This is a genomic window from Pseudomonas sp. H3_D04 (assembly GCF_054669175.1).
The window spans coordinates 4850160-4866650 of record NZ_CP162801.1; the positions used below are offsets into that span (position 1 = coordinate 4850160).

Genomic DNA, 16491 nt, shown 5'->3' on the forward strand with positions numbered 1-16491 from the left:
AACCGGCTGATGAGGTACCACACAAGATGTTTAGTTTTATTGCCCGCCGATTGGGGTTATTGATCCCCACATTCTTCGGCATCACCTTGCTGACTTTCGCGTTGATTCGCATGATTCCTGGCGACCCCGTGGAAGTGATGATGGGCGAACGTCGGGTCGACCCCGAAATGCACGCTCAGGCAATGGAACGCCTTGGCCTGAACAAACCGCTGTATGCCCAGTACCTGGACTACATCGGCAAGTTGGCCCACGGCGACCTTGGCGAATCCCTGCGTACCCGTGAAAGTGTCTGGACCGAGTTCAGCTCTCTATTCCCCGCGACCCTGGAACTGTCCATGGCCGCGCTGTTGTTCGCCGGCATCCTGGGCCTCCTGGCCGGGGTGATCGCGGCACTCAAGCGAGGATCCCTGTTCGACCATGGGGTGATGGGCATCTCCCTGGCGGGATACTCGATGCCGATCTTCTGGTGGGGCCTGATCCTGATCATGTTCTTCTCGGTATCCCTGGGCTGGACCCCGGTGTCCGGGCGGATCGACCTGCTCTATGACATCGAGCCGCGGACCGGCTTCATGCTGATCGACACGCTGCTGGCCGATGACGTCGGTGCGTTCTTTGATGCCCTGCATCACCTGATCCTGCCGGCCATCGTGCTCGGCACCATCCCGCTGGCGGTGATTGCGCGGATGACCCGTTCGTCGATGCTCGAAGTACTGCGTGAAGACTACATCCGTACCGCCCGCGCCAAAGGCCTGTCGCCGTCGCGCGTGGTCTTTGTTCACGGCCTGCGCAACGCGCTGATTCCGGTACTGACCGTAGTCGGCCTGCAAGTCGGCACATTGCTGGCCGGTGCGGTTCTGACCGAAACCATCTTCTCCTGGCCCGGCATCGGCAAATGGCTGATCGAAGCCATTGGCGCACGGGACTATCCCGTGGTGCAGAACGGCATCCTGTTAATCGCCTGCCTGGTGATTCTGGTGAACTTCGTCGTGGACGTCCTCTACGGCTTTGCCAACCCACGCATTCGTCACCAGCGCTGAGATCATCATGACCATGACCACTCCAGCTTCAACTCAAAATCAAGCGGTAACAGTCGATCAAAGCCTGCTGTACCCGTCCCCGTACAAAGAATTCTGGCAAGCGTTTTCCAAGAACAAAGGCGCCGTTGCCGGCCTGATGTTCATGCTGCTGGTGATTTTCTGCGCGATTTTCGCGCCGTGGGTTGCTCCGCATAACCCGAGCGAGCAATACCGTGACTTCCTGTTGACCCCGCCGTCCTGGCTGGAGGGCGGGCAGATCCAGTTCCTGCTCGGCACCGATGAACTGGGTCGCGACCTGCTGTCGCGCCTGATCAACGGTTCGCGCCTGTCCCTGCTGATCGGCTTGTCGTCGGTGGTGATGTCGCTGATTCCGGGCATCCTTCTGGGCCTGTTCGCCGGCTTCTTCCCGAAACTGCTCGGCCCGACCATCATGCGTCTGATGGACATCATGCTGGCCCTGCCGTCCCTGCTGCTGGCGGTGGCGATTGTCGCCATCCTCGGCCCTGGCTTGATCAACACCATTATTGCCATCGCCGTGGTTTCGTTGCCGTCCTATGTTCGTCTGACCCGCGCTGCGGTGATGGGCGAATTGAACCGCGACTATGTGACCGCCGCGCGTCTGGCCGGTGCCGGTCTGCCACGCCTGATGTTCGTCACCGTGCTGCCCAACTGCATGGCGCCGCTGATCGTTCAGGCCACCCTGAGTTTCTCTTCGGCGATTCTCGATGCCGCGGCACTGGGCTTCCTCGGCCTTGGCGTACAACCGCCAACCCCTGAGTGGGGCACCATGCTGGCTTCGGCTCGCGACTACATCGAACGCGCCTGGTGGGTGGTAAGTCTGCCTGGTTTGACCATTTTGCTCAGCGTGCTGGCAATCAACTTGATGGGCGACGGTCTGCGCGATGCGCTGGACCCGAAACTCAAGAACGCCGCCTGAGGAGATTCAAATGTCACTGTTAGAAATCAAGAATCTCAACGTTCGCTTCGGCGACAAGAACGCGGTTCCGGTGGTCGACGGGCTCGACATTACCGTGGACAAGGGCGAAGTCCTGGCCATCGTTGGCGAGTCGGGTTCCGGTAAATCCGTGACCATGATGGCGCTGATGGGCTTGATCGAGCACCCGGGGATCGTCACCGCCGACGCGCTGAATTTCGACGGCAAGAACATGCTCAAGCTCAGCAACCGTCAGCGTCGGCAAATCGTCGGCAAAGACCTGGCCATGGTCTTCCAGGACCCGATGACCGCGCTGAACCCGAGCTACACCGTCGGCTTCCAGATTGAAGAAGTGCTGCGCCTGCACTTGAAAATGTCCGGCAAGCAGGCCCGCGCACGCGCCATCGAACTGCTGGAAAAAGTGGAAATCCCGGGTGCCGCCAGTCGTATGGACGCCTACCCGCATCAGCTTTCCGGCGGTATGAGCCAGCGTGTTGCAATCGCCATGGCGATTGCCGGCGAACCGAAACTGCTGATCGCCGACGAACCGACCACGGCATTGGACGTAACGATCCAGGCACAGATCATGGACCTGCTGCTGGCGTTGCAGAAAGAGCAGAACATGGGCCTGGTGCTGATCACTCACGACCTCGCGGTCGTGGCCGAAACCGCTCAGCGTGTGTGCGTGATGTACGCCGGCCAGGCGGTTGAAGTGGGTCAGGTTCCTCAGTTGTTCGACATTCCGGCACACCCTTACAGCGAAGCGCTGCTCAAGGCGATTCCGGAACACAGCCTGGGTGCCACGCGCCTGGCCACGTTGCCGGGCATCGTTCCCGGTCGCTATGACCGTCCGCAGGGTTGCCTGCTGTCGCCACGCTGCCCGTATGTGCAAGACAGCTGCCGCGCCCAGCGTCCGGCCCTCGACCCGAAAAGCAACAGCCTCGCCCGCTGCTTCTACCCGCTGAATCAGGAGGTGGCGTAATGGCCGTCGTACTTACCGCCCGCGACCTGACCCGTCACTACGAAGTGTCCCGTGGCCTGTTCAAGGGCCATGCGACCGTGCGCGCCCTGAACGGTGTGTCGTTCGAACTGGAAGCCGGCAAGACCCTCGCCGTTGTAGGTGAGTCGGGCTGCGGCAAATCCACCCTGGCCCGCGCCCTGACGCTGATCGAAGAGCCCTCCTCCGGCTCCTTGAAAATCGCCGGGCAGGAAGTCGCCGGCGCCGACAAGGCTCAGCGCAAACAACTGCGCAAAGACGTGCAGATGGTGTTCCAGAGCCCTTACGCCTCGTTGAACCCTCGGCAGAAAGTCGGTGATCAACTCGCCGAGCCGCTGCTGATCAACACCAGCCTGAGCGCCTCGGAACGTCGCGAGAAAGTACAGGCGATGATGAAGCAGGTAGGCTTGCGTCCTGAGCACTATCAGCGTTATCCGCACATGTTCTCCGGCGGTCAGCGCCAGCGGATCGCCCTCGCTCGCGCGATGATGCTGCAACCGAAAGTGCTGGTCGCGGACGAACCGACCTCGGCGCTGGACGTATCGATTCAGGCGCAGGTGCTCAACCTGTTCATGGATTTGCAGCAAGAGTTCAACACCGCCTACGTGTTCATCTCCCACAACCTGGCAGTGGTGCAACACGTCGCCGATGACGTGATGGTGATGTACCTCGGCCGCCCGGTGGAAATGGGTCCGAAGAACGACATCTACGAGCGTCCTCTGCACCCGTACACCCAGGCGCTGCTGTCGGCCACCCCGACCATTCACCCGGACCCGAACAAGCCGAAGATCAAGATCGTCGGCGAACTGCCCAACCCGCTGAACCCGCCGTCCGGCTGCGCATTCCACAAGCGCTGCCCTTACGCGACCGAGCGCTGCAGCACCGAAGAGCCGGCCCTGCGCCTGCTCGACAGCCGTCAGGTGGCTTGCCACTACGCCGAGCAGTTCCTCGACGGCGCGGCATAAAAAAATGTGGGAGCGAGCCTGCTCGCGAAGGCGTTAACCCGGTCAACATCAATGTCGACTGACACGCCGCTTTCGCGAGCAGGCTCGCTCCCACAGCAATAGGTGAGCTGTTCAATAACCCCTTCTGCCCCGGCTGCGCATCAGCCGGGACAGAAGGGGTTTTCATTTGCCTGCGGTTTATGTCTGGCTGTCGCCTTCATCATCGCTGTCCGGTTCATCAGTGGTCGAATCATCGTCGTCCGCACTGCCGCCCTGCCCTTGGTCGCCTGGCTCCGACTCGGACGCGGCGATCATCAGCCCAGTGTGCGTCACCTGCCCACTCGAAGCCTGCTCACGATGGTCCGGGCATTCCGCCCAGGCCGCTGACATGCCAACCAACAGCAGTACCCAAACTTTCAGCAACAACACAATGCGTTGAAAAATGCTCATGGCTGATTCCATCCTTATCGCAGGTGAAACGTGGTGGCCCGACGGCACTGGTAGACATCCGGTCCCGATGGGGCAGGTTGGGTTCTCCAGATAGGACTCTAACGATGCGCGGGAAATGCAGTGGGTGGGGAGAACGGATTTGAATAATGCCTATAACCAGATCAGCTAAATTACGCGAGCTATCTTCGAGTTGCCTGGCAAACCAGTGGCATGGACAAGATCGCCAAGGCCGCACACCCAAGCCAGACACTATGCCCACCAAAGTGGCCATAAAGGTGGCCTCCAAGCGTCGGAGAAAGCAGCACACTCGCGCTCCAACACATTGAGAAAAGACCAAAGTAGTGCCCGCTTTTTCCCGCTTGTGCGCGCTTCATGACCATCACGTTCAAAGTAGGCATGAAGAGAATTTCGCCAAGCGTCCAGATAGCGGTCGAGAGGCAGAGATAAAACACACCGGCGCCCAAGGGCAACATGCCAAGCCCGCAGGCCAGCAAAATGCTGCCTGCCAGCAGCCGCCAGCGTGCGCTCCATCGCTCGCTCCAATGAGATATCGGGATTTGCAGTACCACCACCAGCACTGCGTTGAGCGCAAATTGCCAACCAATGACTTCAGCACCCAACCGATAGTAATCAAGTAAATAGTTGCCCAACATGCTGTAGACCGGCTCAAAGGCAAGACCGAGCAAGACTGAGGCCCCCAACAGCCAGAGGAAAGGCTTGTCGCGATACGGTACGCAAGAACCTGAAGCCCCCTCAGAGTCCTCATCCTGCCTCAGAATATCTCGCTGATGTGTCGCCCGAACAAACCAGACCAAGGCCAGCAGAGACATGGCGGCACTGAGAAAAAATACCCAACGAAAATCCGTCTGCGCCAGGACGCCACCCACCACTCCGGCAACTGCCATGCCCAAATTGCTGGCAACACGGTTCAATGACTGCGAGCGAGTCCGCTGTGCAACCTCGCAATACTCCATGATCAACCGCTGATGAAGGGTGCGAATCGCACCATCAAGTACCCCGCTAAACAGAAGCAGACCTGCCAACAAAAGCACATCTGTAACCAGTCCCAACAAGACCAAAATCCACGCTGAAACAAAAAACAGCGCGGCAGTGAGTCGAGCCGTCGGGAAATGCTCACTCAGCAGTCCTCCCCCCATCGACCCTATCAACAAGCCGGCTCCGTACCCGGACAACAACCATCCAACGGTTTCAATCGGCAACGCCAACGCCTGACGCAGGTACAACGCCATGAACAGCTTCACCATGGCGCTCAAACGGCTGATAAAAATCAACGCAGCAAGCACCCAGGCCATTGGGCAGAAATAGCCACTGAGCCGAATCGGGTAAATGTACCGATCAGTCATCCCATTGATCCAGGTTGCGCCTTACTTCGCTTTGGATGCCCTTTGAAGCGAAAGGAATATCCGAGCGAACCTCATGCTCTGCATCAAAAAAATATTGCGCTTGTAACCGCCCCTCGGCATCCAGACCCAGTAAAGGGTTATTGATCAGAAAGTGTCTGGTGGACACACAAAGCGCCCTTGTTCGAATCAACAACCGCCATTGACCGAATGCGTTTTCAGGAACAACTGCCGTCGTCCCAAAGCGTTTCTTGTACTGGAATGTTCCTTTGCTCAGAAATGGCTCGCAGCCCTGGAAGTCGACACAGTCAATCGCTGGATGGTCGGATGCCCACTCAAGGATCGCGTGGTAGACATAATTCTGCGCTCCATTGGCCCGGTAGACGGCGGCTCCCTCCTTCACTCCGATCAACCGCGCATTCAAGGTGCGTGTCGATTCATTAATCTGGGAAATACTGCCCGCCACCCACTCACCCTTTAAATGAACTCGAAACAAAACGCCTTGTTTAAATAAGTCGAGATAAGCCACTTGCTCCGGCACGCTTCGCGCAAAACACCCGTAACGGGCGCTCATTGTCGGGACGTGCATCGACCGATAGAACGCAAAGAAGTCTTTATCTTCAAACGACACATCGAAATCAAAACCTTGTCCGGCCAATTGAGTGCGACGCTTGTTTTCTCGATGGGAGAATTGGCTCAGTACCTGCTGCCATCCAGCTGAAACATCAACTTGCTGGTGAATCCTGCTCACGCCAACAATATCGCCAGGCTGCCGGTATTGCTGAATGACCTCCAAGGGAGCCATCAACAAGTACAAGTCGGTTTGATCCTGCTTTATGAAACCCTCAAGCTGGTGCCACTCCAGAGTTCCTTCCTGCTCTATATACGACTTCTCAAAAAAACACTGCGCCACAAACGGTGCGATATAAACCAAACCTTCCGCCACTCCTGCATAAACCAGGCATGCCGATTCTCCAGCTCTGGAGTCGCCCCGATAGACGCGAAAATGGCAGAGCGCTTTGCTGATCACGTGAGGATCAAAGCTCATGGATTACAAGGGCTGCGAAGGATCTCCATCATCTCTTCAGCACTATCAATAAAAGACAAACCCTCTGTGGGAATGCCTTCAAAATCCCGCCCGCAATAGGTGCCCGACGCGTGGATGGTGCAACCGTCCATACCCTCAAGTAGTTGTCGATCAATTGCATTCAGGCAACCTGTCATGGCCATCACCAATGACCACTCTTTCAGATCACGAGGATCGGCTGGCAAGCTGACGGGCGTATTCGCGAGAAATTGAGCGCATTCACTGTAGCGCTGCATGCACTCATGAAGCGAAACGACTATCCCCGAGCCGCCATTGGCCCTGACCCGCGCAGTCATTTCCACTGCGGTAGGTGGCAGGTGTGTATAAAAAGTGTGTTCGAGTACTTCGTCTAGACTCCATGTTGTGGCAGGAAAGTGCGCAGACTCCGACTGCACCCATAAACCGTCGGCCCCCTGCTTATAGCGTGGAGCAGAAGCACCCTCAAAATTTCCGTCGAGCAAGTGCAGAACCATGTCGCTGGTTGCGAGATGTTGAACCAACAAAAATGACGGAGTGGAAACCTGTGTCCCGTGACGCTTCATCACGTCCACACCTGAGCAATATCCCAGAAGACCATAAGCACTCGACACAGCATGCACATGCACGGTCTTGCGGTCAGTGTCCCAGGCGTCACCATACTCAAAATCAAAAAAAGCCCGGGCTTGATCAGAAAACCGGTAGTTCTCGAGCCGGAGGGAATGCCACAACTTCGAATCACCCAATGGACGACGATTGAAGAGATCCTTGAACTGTTGACCAACAACCTTTACTGCTTCCGGCGACTCAGTACCCAGCACGAACACAGGATTCAAAGCACGCAATCGAGGATCGTCGTAAAGTTCGGATCTACGCAACTTTTCAGTCGTCAGGGCAGGCGTCAGCGTGACAATGCGTAACTGCTCTGGGTGGACCAGCTTGTTTTTAATTGCCCGTAGAACCGCATCACGTAGAGCGATGGCTTTGTTTCCGGATGAGGGGGAAAACAACACAATACTGTCGCCGGTATCCTGAATATGGCGAATGGCGCGCGCAACGATCAGCGTCGAGGCAAAGGTCTTTGTGGTTTGAGTATTTGCGTTTTGCCTCAGGTCGAACAACCGCAACGGCATACCTCGGTAACGGCCCATCTCAAAAAATTGCGCAGTGGCGACAGAAAGGAAGGCCTGCATTCGCGGCTCCATTTCGGGCAGCTTCATGGAAGGCTCAAAAGCGTCGTCACGGATGCTGACTTCGAAACAGGGAGCACTGCTGACGATCAGATCGTAGTAACGTTCGATGACAGAAATGGGAGTCAGAGGTCGTTGGGTTGTCAGTGCAGCCGCATCGGTTTTCATTACATCCATTTGTCTTGTGCTCCTGCTCGTGGAAAGTCGCTACTTGCGAAATGTCCACCGGAAGCTAGACGTCAACGACTTCCATGTCTCGCGTAAAAGACTAGAGAAGTAAAAAGCAGAGCCCAGCTACAGAACTCCGTAAACACGCCTACAGAAATGCCTGACGTACGCGTACTGACTCATCGCTTGATGATGTTCGCCCGCCTTGCGGAATTTCACGTCCGGCCAGCACTCGCGAAAGACGTCAACGATAATGCGGGCCGCCTGATAAACCGTGACGTCCTGACCAACATCGCGAGCTGGCTCGCCCCCACAGGGAATTGTGTCGGGCATGAAAAAGCCCCGGCGCTTTCACGACCGGGGCTTTTGATTTTGCGACTCAGCGCTTAGTGATGCTCACGCGTCGCACGGAATTTCACGTCCGGCCAGCGCTCTTCCATCAACGCCAGGTTGACCCGGGTCGGCGCCAGGTACGTCAGGTGACCACCGCCATCGACCGCCAGGTTTTCCACGGCTTTGACCCGGAACTCCTCGAATTTCTTCTTATCGTCGCAATCGATCCAGCGAGCGGAATAGACGGTGATCGGCTCGTAAGAGCACTCGACCTTGTATTCCTCTTTCAAGCGGCTGGCCACCACATCGAACTGCAGCACACCGACGGCGCCGAGGATGATGTCGTTGCTGCGCTCGGGGAAGAACACTTGGGTGGCGCCCTCTTCTGCCAATTGCTGCAAGCCTTGACGCAGTTGCTTGGATTTCAGCGGATCACGCAGGCGCACGCGACGGAACAGTTCCGGGGCGAAGTGCGGGATACCGGTGAAGCTCAGGGCTTCGCCTTCGGTGAAGGTGTCGCCGATCTGGATGGTGCCGTGGTTGTGCAGGCCGATGATATCGCCGGCAAACGCTTCTTCCAGTTGCTCGCGCTCGGAGGAGAAGAAGGTCAGCGCGTCGCCGATCCGCACGTCCTTGCCGGTGCGCACGTGGCGCATCTTCATGCCTTTTTCGTACTTGCCGGAGCAGATACGCATGAACGCGATACGGTCGCGGTGTTTAGGGTCCATGTTCGCCTGGATCTTGAACACGAAGCCGGTGAATTTCTCTTCGACTGGCTCGACGGTACGCTCGTTGGCAACACGGGCCAACGGTTTCGGCGCCCAGTTGACCACGGCATCGAGCACGTGATCGACACCGAAGTTGCCCAGGGCAGTACCGAAGAACACCGGCGTCAGCTGGCCGTCGAGGAATTCCTGTTGATTGAATTCGTGACAGGCGCCCTGCACCAGTTCCAGCTGATCGACAAAGCGGTCGTATTCATCGCCCAAGTGCGCGCGAGCTTCGTCGGAATCGAGCTTCTCGATAATTTTGACATCGGTGCGCTCGTGGCCGTGGCCCGCGGTGTACACGATGATGTAATCGTCGGCGAGGTGATAAACGCCCTTGAAGTCACGGTAGCAACCGATCGGCCAGGTGATCGGCGCCGCCTTGATCTTCAGGACCGCTTCGATTTCGTCTAGCAGTTCGATCGGGTCGCGGATGTCACGGTCGAGTTTGTTGATGAAGCTGACGATCGGCGTGTCACGCAGACGGCAGACGTCCATCAGCGCGATGGTCCGAGGCTCTACACCCTTACCGCCGTCGAGGACCATCAAGGCCGAGTCCACCGCCGTCAGGGTGCGGTAGGTATCTTCGGAGAAGTCTTCGTGGCCCGGGGTGTCGAGCAGGTTGATCATGTGGTCGCGATATGGGAACTGCATGACCGACGTGGTAATCGAGATACCACGCTGCTTTTCCATTTCCATCCAGTCGGAGGTGGCATGGCGGTCGGATTTACGGGATTTCACCGTGCCCGCAATCGCAATCGCCTTGCCCATCAGCAAGAGCTTCTCGGTGATGGTGGTTTTACCGGCATCGGGGTGGGAAATAATGGCGAAAGTGCGGCGTTTCGCGACTTCGGCGGCCTGTTTGGTCATGGGAAATCGCCTGGCAGGTGATTCAAAAAAGGGCGGCGAGTATAGCGCAAACCGACCGTCACGGACCACCGTTCGCCCTCTCGCCCATGGCGATCGACAGGTCCAAAGGGAGATCAAGGGTGGCTAATTGCTGCTAATTATGGAACCTTTTAAAAGGTGCAGACGTCCACTCCCCTGTTACAGCTCTCGTAGCAGGGTTTGAAAAACCTGCAAGTTAGCCTGACGAGGCTGCGCTTATGGCTCGATCTCATGCGGTTGCATCAGCATGAAGAGCTGCTTCTCGCGAACGTTGTTTTTCCCGGCAGCCAGGAATGGCATGCCACACGGGACTGCGTTCGCCGACAAAGAAAAAAGGAGTCCGCCTGTGGCTATTCGCTATGGCAAGGGGCTGATAGGAGGTGCGGTTGTCGTCGCTCTCCTGGCCCTGCTGGTCCACTGGATTGGCATCAACACGATCGAACATTACCGCGACGATTTGTTGTTTTACCTGCAAGCTCACTTGATCCTCGTCCTTGTCTCCATGCTGGCCGCCCTCGTTGTGGGCATCCCCGCCGGTATTTTCCTCAGCCGCCCGAGCATGGTGGGCCGCGCTGAACGCTTCATGCAGATCTTCAACATCGGCAACACCGTGCCGCCTCTTGCCGTACTGGCCATCGCCCTGGGGATCCTCGGCATCGGCAGCGGCCCCGCGATCTTCGCGCTGTTCCTCGCCTCGCTGTTGCCGATTGTGCGCAACACCTATGAAGGCCTGAAAAACGTTCAGGGCTCCCTCAAGGAAGCGGCCGTCGGCATCGGCATGACACCGACGCAAGTGCTGTGGCGGGTCGAACTGCCGAACGCCGTGCCGATCATCATCGGCGGCGTGCGCGTGGCCTTGGCGATCAACGTCGGGACGGCACCGCTGGCGTTCCTGATCGGCGCCAACAGCCTGGGCAGCCTGATTTTCCCTGGCATCGCCTTGAACAATCAGCCGCAACTGCTGCTCGGCGCGGCCTGCACCGCCCTGCTGGCCTTGCTGCTCGACGGCCTGGTGACACTCGCCAGCCGCCTCTGGCTCGAACGCGGCTTGCGCCCGTCTTAAGCCTCGGCAAAGGAAATCTCATGAAAAAAATATGCTTGTTTCTAGGCTGCGCCCTGCTGTTCGCAGGAATCGCCCAAGCCGCAGAAAAACCGGTCATCCGCATCGGCGCCCGGGTGTTCACCGAACAAACCCTGCTGGCGGAAATCACCTCCCAATACCTGCGCACCAAGGGTTACGACACTCAGGTGACCGGCGGTCTGGGCAGCAACCTGGCCCGTAGCGCCCACGAAAGTGGTCAGCTGGATTTGATGTGGGAATACACCGGCGTCTCGCTGGTGGCTTACAACCACATCACCGAGAAGCTCGACAGTGCGCAGTCCTACGCCAAGGTGAAGGAACTCGACGCGAAAAAAGGCCTGATCTGGCTGACTCCGTCGAAATTCAGCAACACCTACGCCCTGGCCCTTCCGGAAACCACCGCGAAGGCTTACCCGCAGATCAACACCATCAGCGAGCTGAACACGGTGCTGCAAGCTGAGGCGAAGACCAATCATCTGGTGGCGCTGGATACCGAGTTCGCCAACCGTTCCGACGGTCTGGACGGCATGGTCGATCTCTACGGCATGAACCTGTCCCGCAAGAACATTCGGCAGATGGATGCCGGTTTGGTTTACACCGCCCTGCGCAATGGCCAGGTGTTTGCCGGTCTGGTCTACACCACCGACGGTCGCTTGAACGCCTTCAAGCTCAAACTGCTCGAAGACGACAAGCACTACTTCCCGGACTACACCGCCGCGCCAGTTGTGCGTCAGGACTACCTCGACGCCCATCCAAAACTGGCGGAAGAAATAAAGCCGCTGGCTGAACTGTTCGACGACGCCACCATGCGCCAGCTCAACGCGCGGGTCGATGTCGATCACGAAAGCCCTTCATCCGTTGCCGCAGACTTTCTGCGCCAGCATCCCTTGAACTGAGGAGGAAAAGACATGGAATTTCTGAACGCCTTTTCCCATCTCGACTGGCCGCTGGTGCTGCACCTGACCTGGCAGCACATCACCCTGGTCGGCATCGCCGTGACATTGGCGATCCTCGTGGGCGTGCCGTTGGGCGTGCTGATGACGCGCTTCCCGACCCTCGCCGGCCCGCTGCAAGCCAGCGCCACGGTGCTGCTGACCGTGCCGTCGATTGCGCTGTTTGGCTTGTTGCTGCCGTTCTACTCGAAATTCGGCCAGGGCCTGGGCCCGATGCCGGCGATCACGGCGGTGTTTTTGTACTCGCTGCTGCCGATCATGCGTAACACCTACCTGGCGCTGACCGGCGTCGAACCGGGCATTCGCGAAGCCGCTCGCGGCATCGGCATGACCTTCGGCCAGCGCCTGCGCATGGTCGAACTGCCCATCGCCGTGCCGGTAATTCTGGCCGGTGTGCGCACCGCCGTGGTCATGAACATCGGCGTCATGACCATCGCCGCAACCATCGGTGCCGGTGGCCTCGGTGTACTTATTCTCGCTTCAATCAGCCGCAGCGATATGTCGATGCTGATCGTCGGCGCCGTGCTGGTCAGTCTCCTGGCCATCTTCGCCGACCTGCTTCTGCAATGGCTGCAACGCACGCTGACTCCAAAAGGACTGCTCAAATGATCGAACTTCAAAACCTCAGCAAGACCTTCCAAAGCAACGGCAAAGATGTGAAAGCCGTGGACTCGGTAAGCCTGACCGTCAATGAAGGCGAAATCTGCGTATTCCTCGGGCCATCGGGCTGCGGCAAAAGCACCACGCTGAAGATGATCAACCGCTTGATCAAGCCGACCTCGGGCAAGATCCTGATCAACGGCGAAGACACCACCGACCTCGACGCCGTGACCTTGCGCCGTAACATCGGTTATGTGATCCAGCAGATCGGCCTGTTCCCGAACATGACCATCGAGGAAAACATCACCATCGTTCCGCGCCTGTTGGGCTGGGACAAACAGAAATGCCACGACCGCGCCCGCGAGTTGATGAGCATGATCAAGCTGGAACCCAAGCAGTACCTGAATCGCTACCCGCGTGAGTTGTCCGGCGGTCAGCAACAGCGGATCGGTGTGATTCGGGCACTGGCGGCCGACGCGCCGTTGTTGCTGATGGACGAACCCTTCGGCGCGGTCGACCCGATCAATCGCGAGATGATCCAGAACGAGTTCTTCGAGATGCAACGGGCGCTGAACAAGACCGTGATCATGGTCAGCCACGACATCGACGAAGCGATCAAGCTGGGCGACAAGATTGCAATCTTCCGCGCTGGCAAGCTGCTGCAGATCGATCACCCGGACACGCTGCTGGCGCACCCGGCGGATGACTTTGTCAGCAACTTCGTTGGTCAGGACAGCACCCTCAAGCGTCTGTTGTTGGTGAAAGCCGAGGACGCGGCGGATAACGCACCGTCGGTGAGTCCGGAAACCCCAGTGGCCGAGGCCCTGGAGTTGATGGACGAACTGGACCGTCGCTATGTGGTGGTCACCGATGGTGAGAACAAGGCGCTGGGTTATGTACGACGTCGCGACCTGCACCGTCAGACAGGGACTTGCGCGCAGTACTTGCGTGAGTTCAACGCCACGGCGGCGTTTGACGAGCATTTGCGCATCCTGCTGTCGCGCATGTACGAGTTCAACCGCTCGTGGTTGCCGGTGATGGATGCGGAGCGGGTGTTCCTGGGGGAAGTGACTCAGGAATCGATTGCCGAGTACCTCAGTTCCGGCAAGTCCCGTGGGGGCAAGACCAGTATCGTTTCGCCGGCCGAGACTGCGCTGGCCTGACCCTAATCTGTCGCCGCCTGTTTGATAACCAGGCGGCGATATGGACGCCGCTTTCAACGTCTTAGTGAGGGTTGCATTTATTGTCACCCTGCAGCTCCATTATTACCTCATGAGCGACGTACGGGCGACGCGGTTCAAGGCTCCAGGTCGCCTTGTTCGCGGCGATGTCAGGGGAATCAAGATGACAGGCGAGTTGACGGCGCATGGTGCTGCCGATGTGATCGAAATTCCATTCCTTACTGGAATTGTTAGCCGCCAGATTGGCTAATTCCGCAAATACCACATTTGTTTTCCCCACTCCGGCTTTCCTTCCGCACTCGGTTGGTGTCACCGTCAGTGATGAGATGGTTCCCAGCACTGGCTCTTTGTAGTCGTCAATCCACACAGCCTTCTCGATGTATTTGTCACAGGACCGATTGTCGACCGGCGGTGCAACGACCTGATCGCCCGGGTAATAGGCAAATTTGGCATCCTCGACGATCGTGCGCGGCATTTGTACTTTTATGACTGGTTTCCAGCCGCCTTTACCAGATGGAATCTCCTCGTTCCATCTACGCTGGTCATCCTGAGCGAGCGCGCGACCCGCGAAGCTTTTGCCATTCGTCTCAACGAAGTCGATGCCACCGATATACGTAAATGCTGCGATAGGCAGTGCCTTAAATACCTGATTTGCAACTGTCGCCGGGTTTGTATCATCTGGGTCGGGAGAATCAAAATGGGTCCTGCTGAGGTTCCAGTCTCTTTTCCAAAAATTATCGTCAGGCCAAACGCGCAGTCGCAACTCCGTCTGAGTGGTTTGAGCTCTGATTTTTTCTTCAGGATCATGGGCTATCAATTTCCGCCCTTCAATAAAGGCATTAAAAGCATCCGCCTTATTGAACGTTCCAAAATAATCTGCGGTCGTATCGAACCCACATTGAAATCGATGAGCCTTGATAGGATCCGGATCCTTGGTCTGACGATCAAAATAAGCCATCCAGCCCGAGGCGCTACTGATCTTAAGCTTTTGACAATAATCCTCTTGAACACCAACGGTATTGTTGATGTCGCCATCCTGAAAATAATCACCACAACCGTTATTGTTTCGATTATAAGTCCAGGCATCAATAGGAAACGCACAAAGCACTGTGACTTTGAATTGGTCATTTTCATTTATAAAATCATTAGGTATCAAAGCAAAACCATTAAACTTAAGCAAACCCAGACCATCGTATTCCGCGTCCTTGCGCAGATAGGAAGCAGACACGCCTCCATTGGAAACAACACCGTTGCCACCCGCCTCAGCGTTATGCGAGTTCGGACCAGCATTCCATGGACGGAATACTTTTTTGCTGTCCGTCCCCCGAAGAATCAATCCGGAACAGTCAGATGCAAGCCTTCCCGCTGCCACAATCCCTGGCGGTGAGACGATACCAATACTCCATCAGCGTTGCCGCATCTGTGCCGGGACTTGCTTGCAAGAGAGGAGAGCCAACGGCAACTCCTACCATCAAAGTGACGCGCGCCGCTTTTAACAATACATTATTAAACACATTAGTCTCCCATTGCGTTATTTAGGAAAACGCAAGACACGTGCGAAATCCGACACACTAAAACGCGCAGGGAAGTACTCACCCTAATAATGGCAATGCATCTATGACCGTACGAGCGAATTCCATTCGACCGAAATTTTCAACTCACTTTCGATCTCGAGTATCGGATAGATGAGGAGAGCGATCTACTGACACAAATAACAGGTTACAGTAGTTTTTAATATCATTTTCGAAACACCCGGAAAGTTTAAATAACCTTTTCGACTATAGAGAGATATTCAAACGATCATTACTTATGCGGTGCTCAATTTGTTTCCGTGGAGGGGATCCGCATGAAGATAACTCAACAATTAGAGAGTTACCGGTGTTTGGGCAAGTACCTAAGGGTCGGCCAACCCTGCTGTCGCCGGATCTAGTGCCTTCGCGAGCAGAATCGTGATGGCGCACCACAAATCCCGCTGCCCCCCCTCAAATTTCCCTACCAAGGGAACATCACACTGTCATGCAGGTCGGTTACATCAGTAGCTATCCAGGACCGCACGACGGAAGCGTGCAAAAACGCGACATTTTTTGTTGATCTCAAGCCCCTCACGCCCTAAAGTTCGCGCCGAACGTCCATGCTGGAAACGATCCATCCGGCTCAAGTACTGACGACGAGACAGCAAGGCCAAGGGAAAGCACCGCCTCCCGTGGCCTTTTTGCTTTCGGCGACATGCCTTGGGAAGTAGGCGAACCAAAGTGGGGATACGGAGGACGTTCAGGAGGGTGTGTCATCAATGAAATCACGAGTGCGCCGGAGCCTGCTTTGTGCGCAGGGCAAGGCGCGAGGCCCGCGGTTTGGTTGTTCCAAATAAGGGACGAGCAACGCAGCCCTGCGCAAAAGCAGGCCCGGCCCTTCGGGTTGTGCCTGAGCGCGCGCCATGCTGCGTTGCAGGCCTTGCGAAGGGAATGACCATTAGCGGCGGCCTGCGCCTTGCCTGGCACGCGCTCAGGCGCAACGCACTCGCGATTTCATTGATGACACACCCTC

14 protein-coding genes are annotated in these 16491 nt (G+C 57.0%); 8 read left to right on the forward strand and 6 right to left on the reverse strand.

Translation table 11 applies throughout. The annotated features are described in order from the left end of the window. Positions 1 to 26 precede the first annotated feature (26 nt). Genes AB4N91_RS22520 through AB4N91_RS22535 form a run of 4 tightly spaced genes read left to right on the forward strand, consistent with a single transcriptional unit; the run spans position 27 to position 3933 of the window. Entirely contained in the window at positions 27 to 1037 is a 1011-nt protein-coding gene (locus AB4N91_RS22520; protein WP_038978933.1) for an ABC transporter permease subunit, read from the forward strand. 7 nt (positions 1038 to 1044) lie between these two features. Continuing rightward, positions 1045 to 1974 (forward strand): ABC transporter permease subunit, encoded by a 930-nt coding sequence (locus AB4N91_RS22525; protein ID WP_370654429.1) that lies wholly within the window; start codon positions 1045 to 1047, stop codon positions 1972 to 1974. Positions 1975 to 1984: 10 nt separating this feature from the next. Further along, positions 1985 to 2953, forward strand: coding sequence for an ABC transporter ATP-binding protein (locus AB4N91_RS22530; RefSeq protein WP_010463418.1), 969 nt, complete (start codon positions 1985 to 1987; stop codon positions 2951 to 2953). Beyond that, positions 2953 to 3933 (forward strand): peptide ABC transporter ATP-binding protein, encoded by a 981-nt coding sequence (locus tag AB4N91_RS22535; protein ID WP_010463420.1) that lies wholly within the window; start codon positions 2953 to 2955, stop codon positions 3931 to 3933. Before AB4N91_RS22530 ends, AB4N91_RS22535 begins: the two co-directional genes overlap by 1 nt. Before the next feature lie 177 nt (positions 3934 to 4110). Here the strand turns inward: AB4N91_RS22535 and AB4N91_RS22540 are convergent, their stop codons facing one another. The 5 genes from AB4N91_RS22540 to AB4N91_RS22560 all read right to left on the reverse strand — a co-directional run bounded on the left by AB4N91_RS22540 (position 4111) and on the right by AB4N91_RS22560 (position 10114). After that, entirely contained in the window at positions 4111 to 4362 is a 252-nt protein-coding gene (locus AB4N91_RS22540) for a hypothetical protein (RefSeq protein WP_077747405.1), read from the reverse strand. Positions 4363 to 4541: 179 nt separating this feature from the next. Continuing rightward, positions 4542 to 5726, reverse strand: coding sequence for an MFS transporter (locus AB4N91_RS22545; RefSeq protein ID WP_154911881.1), 1185 nt, complete (start codon positions 5724 to 5726; stop codon positions 4542 to 4544). Then, complete coding sequence (locus AB4N91_RS22550) at positions 5719 to 6771, reverse strand: hypothetical protein (protein ID WP_234452937.1); 1053 nt, start codon at positions 6769 to 6771, stop codon at positions 5719 to 5721. The genes AB4N91_RS22545 and AB4N91_RS22550 overlap by 8 nt, the downstream gene beginning before the upstream one ends. Next, positions 6768 to 8153, reverse strand: coding sequence for a DUF6002 family protein (locus tag AB4N91_RS22555; RefSeq protein ID WP_154911882.1), 1386 nt, complete (start codon positions 8151 to 8153; stop codon positions 6768 to 6770). The genes AB4N91_RS22550 and AB4N91_RS22555 overlap by 4 nt, the downstream gene beginning before the upstream one ends. 377 nt (positions 8154 to 8530) lie before the next feature. Then, positions 8531 to 10114 carry a peptide chain release factor 3 gene (locus AB4N91_RS22560; protein WP_010463432.1) on the reverse strand — a complete coding sequence of 528 codons (1584 nt, stop codon included), beginning with the start codon at positions 10112 to 10114 and terminating at the stop codon, positions 8531 to 8533. A 364-nt stretch (positions 10115 to 10478) separates the two neighbouring features. Here AB4N91_RS22560 and AB4N91_RS22565 point away from each other — a divergent pair, with 364 nt between their 5' ends. The 4 genes from AB4N91_RS22565 to AB4N91_RS22580 are packed head-to-tail and all read left to right on the forward strand — an operon-like array spanning position 10479 to position 13929. Next, entirely contained in the window at positions 10479 to 11195 is a 717-nt protein-coding gene (locus AB4N91_RS22565; RefSeq protein WP_010463434.1) for an ABC transporter permease, read from the forward strand. Between the two features lie 20 nt (positions 11196 to 11215). Continuing rightward, the gene (locus AB4N91_RS22570; RefSeq protein ID WP_010463436.1) at positions 11216 to 12109 is read left to right on the forward strand and encodes a glycine betaine ABC transporter substrate-binding protein; all 894 of its coding nucleotides are present in this window, start codon (positions 11216 to 11218) and stop codon (positions 12107 to 12109) included. Positions 12110 to 12121: 12 nt separating this feature from the next. Beyond that, a complete protein-coding gene (locus tag AB4N91_RS22575) occupies positions 12122 to 12775 on the forward strand; it encodes an ABC transporter permease (RefSeq protein ID WP_010463438.1) in 654 nt (217 codons plus the stop codon). Beyond that, positions 12772 to 13929, forward strand: coding sequence for an osmoprotectant ABC transporter ATP-binding protein OsmV (locus AB4N91_RS22580; protein WP_010463440.1), 1158 nt, complete (start codon positions 12772 to 12774; stop codon positions 13927 to 13929). Before AB4N91_RS22575 ends, AB4N91_RS22580 begins: the two co-directional genes overlap by 4 nt. Positions 13930 to 13990: 61 nt before the next feature. On the opposite strand, the gene AB4N91_RS22585 is transcribed toward AB4N91_RS22580, so the two are convergent. Next, entirely contained in the window at positions 13991 to 15175 is a 1185-nt protein-coding gene (locus AB4N91_RS22585) for a DUF2599 domain-containing protein (RefSeq protein ID WP_010463441.1), read from the reverse strand. Positions 15176 to 16491 lie beyond the last annotated feature (1316 nt).